This window comes from Desulfitobacterium sp., from assembly GCF_035539115.1.
Taxonomy (GTDB): Bacteria; Bacillota; Desulfitobacteriia; order Desulfitobacteriales; family Desulfitobacteriaceae; genus Desulfitobacterium_A.
The window spans coordinates 1-6,809 of record NZ_DATLJA010000093.1; the positions used below are offsets into that span (position 1 = coordinate 1).

At 41.3% G+C, this 6,809-nt stretch carries 6 protein-coding genes; 5 read left to right on the top strand and 1 reads right to left on the bottom strand.

What is annotated here, in order from left to right; genetic code table 11:
- Positions 1-416 precede the first annotated feature (416 nt).
- Entirely contained in the window at positions 417-1,334 is a 918-nt protein-coding gene (locus VM640_RS15035; protein WP_325393650.1) for a ketopantoate reductase family protein, read from the top strand.
- Between the two features lie 184 nt (positions 1,335-1,518).
- Here VM640_RS15035 and VM640_RS15040 read toward each other — a convergent pair whose 3' ends face one another.
- A complete protein-coding gene (locus VM640_RS15040; protein ID WP_325393658.1) occupies positions 1,519-1,644 on the bottom strand; it encodes a hypothetical protein in 126 nt (41 codons plus the stop codon).
- A 411-nt stretch (positions 1,645-2,055) separates the two neighbouring features.
- Here VM640_RS15040 and VM640_RS15045 point away from each other — a divergent pair, with 411 nt between their 5' ends.
- From VM640_RS15045 to VM640_RS15060, 4 genes are all read left to right on the top strand, one after another.
- Positions 2,056-2,718: a LolA-like protein gene (locus tag VM640_RS15045; RefSeq protein WP_325393652.1), complete on the top strand. Its 663-nt coding sequence runs from the start codon at positions 2,056-2,058 to the stop codon at positions 2,716-2,718.
- A 237-nt stretch (positions 2,719-2,955) separates the two neighbouring features.
- Complete coding sequence (locus tag VM640_RS15050; RefSeq protein WP_325393654.1) at positions 2,956-4,851, top strand: sigma 54-interacting transcriptional regulator; 1,896 nt, start codon at positions 2,956-2,958, stop codon at positions 4,849-4,851.
- A 191-nt stretch (positions 4,852-5,042) separates the two neighbouring features.
- Positions 5,043-6,245, top strand: coding sequence for a CaiB/BaiF CoA transferase family protein (locus VM640_RS15055; protein ID WP_325393656.1), 1,203 nt, complete (start codon positions 5,043-5,045; stop codon positions 6,243-6,245).
- A gap of 13 nt (positions 6,246-6,258) precedes the next feature.
- Positions 6,259-6,809, top strand: a 551-nt coding sequence (locus VM640_RS15060) for a beta/alpha barrel domain-containing protein (protein WP_475394582.1), incomplete at its 3' end; no start/stop codon positions are given.

The window sequence follows — 6,809 nt, forward strand, 5'->3', positions numbered from 1 at the left end:
ATTGGGGGGCAGATAGTATAAGTGCAACCAGCGGCTTTCATTCTCCTACGATGCATGTATTTATGTCCGGCAGGATAAGGCGACTAGAGCCATCGCTTTGGCGCCGGCTAAGTCTTCTTTATCCTACGATGCAAGTGGTTAAGTCCGGCAGGATAAGGCAACTAGGGCTACCACCTTCGCTAGGGCTTGGTGTTAGCCAAGTTTTCTTTATCGCTGAAGCTCGGCGAAAGCCGGGTTTTCTTTATACTTTTAGTCAACTTAACTTGGGCAATCGCCTGTGTTACTGCTTGTTGCTGGCAAGCAGTCTTTATTGCCAAAAGTAGCAGGGTAATTTTGATTGATGTAGAAATATTCATAAGTACTCATAAGTATTGAAAGACTTATGAAGAAAATAGAATGAGAAGGAATATTGAAAGATGAAGATTAAAACTGTTTCAATTGTAGGTTTAGGCGCTTTGGGAACAATGTATGCAAAGCATTTTTCCGATAGATTATCAAAAAATGATGTTCGTGTTATTGCCAACCAGAACCGTATACGGAAATATGAGAAGAGTGGAATCTATTGTAATGGAAGATTTTGCGATTTTAATTATGTATTACCCGAAAATGAGCAAAAACCTGCAGATTTATTAATTTTCTGTGTAAAGTTCAACCAGTTACAGCAGGCGATCGTGGATACAAAGCATCTAGTGGGAGAGCATACAATCATTCTTTCAGCATTAAATGGAATTTCCAGTGAAGAAATCATAGGGAAAAAATTCGGTATGGAAAGAATGCTTTATTGCGTTGCACAGGGAATGGATGCAGTAAAGAATGAAAATAAGGTAGACTATAAAAACATGGGAATGCTGTGCTTTGGTGAGAAAGATAATACGGTATGGTCAGATAAAGTAACCGCTGTTGCAGATTTTTTTGATTCCATTAATTTTCCTTATGAGGTTCCAAAAGATATGGATCATCGGATGTGGGGAAAGTTTATGTTAAACACGGGAGTGAATCAGACAGTAGCAGTATTTTCAATGAATTATGGGGGTATCCAAGCAGACGGTGAGCCTAGAAATGTAATGATAGCAGCGATGCGGGAGGTTATTGCTCTCTCTCAAAAAGTGGGTATAAGTTTAGGCGAATCAGATTTAGAGTATTGGTTAGATGTTCTTGCACAGTTAAATCCTTTAGGAATGCCTTCTATGCGCCAAGATATGGCAGCAAACAGAAAAACAGAGGTAGGGCTATTTTCAGGAACGGCTATCGCTTTAGGAAAACAATATCAGGTGCCAACACCTATAAATGAATGGCTGTATCAAAAAGTACAAGAGATGGAAACAAAAGGCTAGGCATTGATGCCTAGCCTTTTATTGTTAAAACCTCCGACGACGAAAGAAGAAAAACGGGAAGAAAAACGGCGAAAAAAATGGACTAAAAAATGGACTAAAAAATGGGAAGAATCCAAAACGTCTGGAACCAAATCCAACCATATTCTTATCTCACCTCTTCTTATTCAGATAATATCACGAGGATTTAGAAGATTACTGCAAGAGCGATAAGGATTAAAATTGCAATAGCAATAATACCTGCACCCACACTAGAGCCTCCACCTGTAGCCATCGGGTAGCTACATCCACAGCCGAAACCCATTCCGTACAATTCAATTTCCCCCTTTCATATTAGAAATAGCATCATTTAGAATACAATACCAAGTGCAATAAGCAGAAGAATGATGACAACCACAATCGCAATACCTTCAAATCTCTCACCACGACGCACGACTCCATCTACGCCAAATGCCATATCCTTAACCTCCCTTCGTGAGATAGTACATAATATGCCTTGTCTAGGGTATATGTTATTTAATTTCAATAATATGGAAAAAATATAAAGAATAGAGACCTCTCATGAGTTTACTAAACGTATGAGAGGTCTCTTCTTACTCCCAGATTTGCATTTGCCCGTTAGAATAAAATTTAGGAGGGTCTTTTAGCTTATAATATTTATTAGGAATAGGGCAACCTAGTTCCTACATAAAGTGTGATAAGAACTCCGCCAAGGGGGCCGAACATGAAGAAAAGAGGGCTGTTATTAATCATCCTGATCAGTACCGTGTTAATTGGGGGAATTATGGGCCGTTTTCTATGGAAACCCCACCCCGCAGAGTTATTGACACATGGCTTAGAAAAACTGAACCAAGCGACCTCTTTTCGCTACAGCATGACCCAACATCAGTGGGTCGATGGAAAGGATCGCATACTTACTCAGATTCTAGGAGAAAAGGACGGTGGGAACACTCATATTTCAGGGCAGCTAGTAGGCACGGAAGTCGAAATGATCGTTGCCGGAGAAGGTTTTTACCTAAAAGACCCACTTGGTAAACGATGGGTCAGGTACCCAAGTGTCCCAGCTACCCAAGAAGTCTTCTTGGCGGAGCTCAATCCAATTTCTTCTTTGCAGTTCAAAGAGCTTGGCGAGGTGATGCTTAAGGGTAATGAGAAGCTAAATGGACAGAAGGTTTGGGTACTTCAGTTACAACCCAGTGTACAAAATCAGATCATGGAAGAATTCTGGACCGATTTCAATTATACGGTTTATCTCAGTCAAAAAGATCAAACGATTCGAAGGGTTACAATTCAATCGAAGAATAAAGCAAAAAATGAGCCGATGACTATGACCTTAGATTTTTCGGACTTCGGCAAAAAGATTACAATTCAACCACCAAATTTGTAGGAGCTAAAGCCTGGGATGATATGCCCAGGCTCTTTTGTCCTACGATGCAAGTGTTAATTCGGCAGGATAAGGCGACTAAGGCTTTCGTCTACGCTCACGCTTGGCGATAGCGTTTTTTTTATGGTGTCGGGCAGCTTTATCTATTTTAGAGGTCCTAAATGTTATTATATAAAGTGCGATAATTTAGAATATAGTGCTAAAATAGATGTAAGCAGCCGAAAAGAGAGGGGATAAAGTATGGATTTGAAGGAAAGCGAAAATAAAATCACCATAGGAATTGTCGCGCCCTATCTCTCGTTTAAAGAGTCAGCAACTAAGATATCAAGACAAATCGAAAATGTTAATTTTGAGATATTTGAAGGAATGCTTGAAGAAACTGAAAAGCTTATTCCTAAATTCTACGAGAAAAAAATTGACGTTGTTCTCAGTCGTGCAGGAACAGCGAATTATTTACAAGGACGCATTGATTTGCCGGTCGTAAGCTGTGAAATAACGTTCTATGATTTGGCAGTTGCTCTAAAAAAAGTAAAAAGATTCGGCAAGAAGATAGCGGTCATCCTTTTTGGTTCTAAAGAATTAGATATTCCTTTATTGGAAGAAATATTTGCGATCCAGATCATTCATAAGCATTCTTACAAGGATAAAGATAGCATTATGATAGCCATAAAAGAGTCGATCGAAGAAGGATGCGAAGTTATTGTTGGAAGCAGCTTCGCCGTAGAATATGCGCTCGAAATGGGGATTCCGGGCTTAACCGTTGAATCTCGCGAAAACTCGCTTAAGGATGCCTTAAAAGAAGCGGAAAATATTGCAAGGGTACGTCGTAGGGAACAGGAACGCATAGAAGAAATGAAAGTTATGTTGGATTTTGCCTATAGTGGGGTCATTTCTGTTACTGCTGAGGGGAAAATCCAGATGTTCAATAAAACAGCGAAGAGAATCATGAGTGTTACGGAGGACCCTATTGGCAAGTACATTGAATCCGTGGTTCCCAATAGTCATCTTAAAGAAGTGGTAGAAACAGGTCAAAGACAGATCGGAGAAATTCAACAATTAAAAACAACGTCGATTATCACGAGCCGGGTTCCTGTCATTCTTAAAGGGGAGATCATCGGAGCAGTGGCTACCTTTCATGAGGCTGGGAATATTCAACGGTGGGAACAAAAATTACGTCGCGAAGCTTCAGGAAAGGGATTAATTGCTAAGAAAACCTTCGAGAACATCAAAGGAAGTCACCCAGCAATGAGGGATGCCGTTGAAAAGGCAAGACACTATGCCAAGAGCGATTTGCCCATTTTAATCTATGGCGAAACGGGTACGGGAAAAGAAGTATTTGCCCAAAGTATCCATAATGGGAGCCCCAAGACATCAGGACCCTTTGTGGCCATCAATTGTTCGGCTTTACCGGAATCGTTACTGGAAAGTGAGCTTTTTGGCTATGAAGAAGGGGCATTTACGGGGGCCAAAAAAGGAGGAAAACCTGGAGTATTTGAGTTAGCTCATGGTGGCACCTTGTTCCTCGACGAAATAGGAAGTATCTCCAAAGCCTTGCAACCGAGATTGCTTCGCGTTTTACAAGAAAAAGAAGTGATGCGTTTAGGATCGGATCGCATCGTGCCTGTAGATTTTAGATTAATTACGGCAACCAATGTCAATTTGACGGATACCGTAAAAAGCGGGGATTTTCGCTCAGATTTGTACTTTAGAATTCATGTTTTGAATTTGAGGTTACCTACTTTAAGGGACCATAAAGAGGATATAGCGGAATTGGCTGTTTTCTTTCTACGCCATGAAGGAGTAGAAAAATCTCTCATTACTAAAGAATTTGAACAAAAACTTAGAGCGTATGATTGGCCGGGAAATATAAGAGAACTTGAATCCTTTTGTCGTAGATTATCGATTTTAGAGTCTACGATGACCGCGTTCGAAGTCTTCGGGGAATACCTTGATGAAATGAAAGAAGAACCTGTCAAGGTCACGAGAAAAACGGATATTTCCATAGATATTGCTCCCTGGGAGGAAATGGAGCGAGACATATTTCGTCAGGTCGTGAATCAATTTGATGGAAATCGCACCCTTGCTGCTGAAGCTTTAGGAATTAGTCGATCGACAATCTGGAAGAAACTTAGGTAGAGCGTTCATATATAGAACGCTCGTTTTTTTTACCGTTTAATATTAGTACGTTACGATTACTGAAAATCAACAATTTCAGAAGAAAAGGACTGGCACGAAAATTGCAAATATATAACTTCGAATGGATCGCGACCATCTCAAAGGAAATAAATTGAAACAGCAAATCAACAATTAATAAGGGGAGATCGACAATGACTGAAAAAATGAAAGGTGCTTTAGAGGGGATTAGAGTCCTTGACTTAACTCGAGTATTAGCTGGACCCTTTTGTAGTATGATGTTGGCAGATATGGGTGCTGATGTCATTAAAATCGAGCAACCGAAAAAAGGTGACGATAGCAGACAGTTCGGTCCTTTCCTGAAGGGGGAAAGTGCCTATTTTATGAATCTTAACCGAAATAAAAAAGGGATTACCCTGAATTTGAAAGCGCCTGAAGGCAAGGCAATTTTTGAAGAACTGCTTAAACAAGCGGATATTGTTCTGGAAAATTACCGGCCCGGTACGATGGAAAAGTTAGGGTTAGGATATGATGAACTGGCGAAGATCAATCCCCAAATCATTTATGGTTGTGTTTCGGGATTTGGCCATTACGGACCTTATAAGGATCGTGCTGGGTATGATATTATTGGCCAAGCTATGGGAGGGTTAATGAGTACTACCGGTTGGCCTGATGGAGAACCGACCAGAACGGGTACAGCGATGTCCGATGTCCTAGCCGGATTGTCGGTAACGATTGGCGTCCTTGCAGCGTTAAGAGGCAGAGAGGTTACAGGCAGAGGACAGAAAGTCGATATTGCTCTCGTGGATTCCGTAGTAGCAAGTCTAGAAATTATCAATCAGATCTATCTCGTTACAGGTAAGAACCCTCAAAGAATCGGCAACCGCTATGAGTCGACCTACCCCTACGATTCCTTTAAAGCCAGTGATGGAAGCTACGTCATCGGTTGCGGTAATGACAAGTTATTTGGACTTTTATGCAAAGCCATGAACATGCCTGAGCTGGCTTCAGATGAACGGTTTGATTCAAATCCCAAACGTGTGCAGAGACATGCTGAATTAAAACTCATTATTGAAGAGTGCACTAAAGATAAAACAATCGATGAGGTTGTGGATCTGTTATTGGCGGCAGGAATCCCCGCTGCACCGATTAATACGATCGAACGGGTCGTAAAAGATCCTCATATTGCTGGAGCTAGAGAGATGTTTGTTGAAATAGAGCATCCCAAGGCCGGAAAAATGAAAGTAACAGGATCTCAATTGAAATTTAGTGATACGAAAATCAGCATCCGGCAGCCAGCGCCACTCTTGGGCCAGCATAACAAAGAGGTTCTTACCCAACTGTTAAATCTTTCAGAAGATCGGATCCAGGAACTGGCGGACAAAGGTGTTATTTAAGGGGGATTAGAAAATGAACTTACCTAAAGAAGTAACAATTGTTGAGGTTGGGCCGCGGGACGGGTTTCAAAACGTTGATGATTGGATACCAACGGAGGTTAAATTAAAAGTTATCCATTCGTTGTTTGAAGCTAATTTAAAGAACATGGAGATAACCTCCTTCGTTCATCCTAAAGCTATTCCTCAGATGAAAGATGCTGGAGATGTCGTTCAAGAAGTCTTGGACAAGGTTAAGGATGTCGAAGCGGCAGCCCTAGTCCCTAATTTCTTTGGGGCTGAGTCGGCCTGGAAATCAGGTCTTAAACAGATTACCTACGTCATATCCGCGAGCGAAAGACATAACATGGAAAATGTCAAGAGAACGATCGAAGAGTCCTTTGCTGAGCTGAGAAGCTTAAAAGAGCGGATTCCTAGCCTTAAAATCAAGCTGGATATTGCAACGGCCTTCGGTTGCCCGTTTCAAGGGGATATCCCTGTGGAACAGGTGTTTAAGATGATCGATAACGGCATAGCGGTTGGGGTGGATGAAATCTGCCTCTGCGACACGATCGGGATTGCTAACCC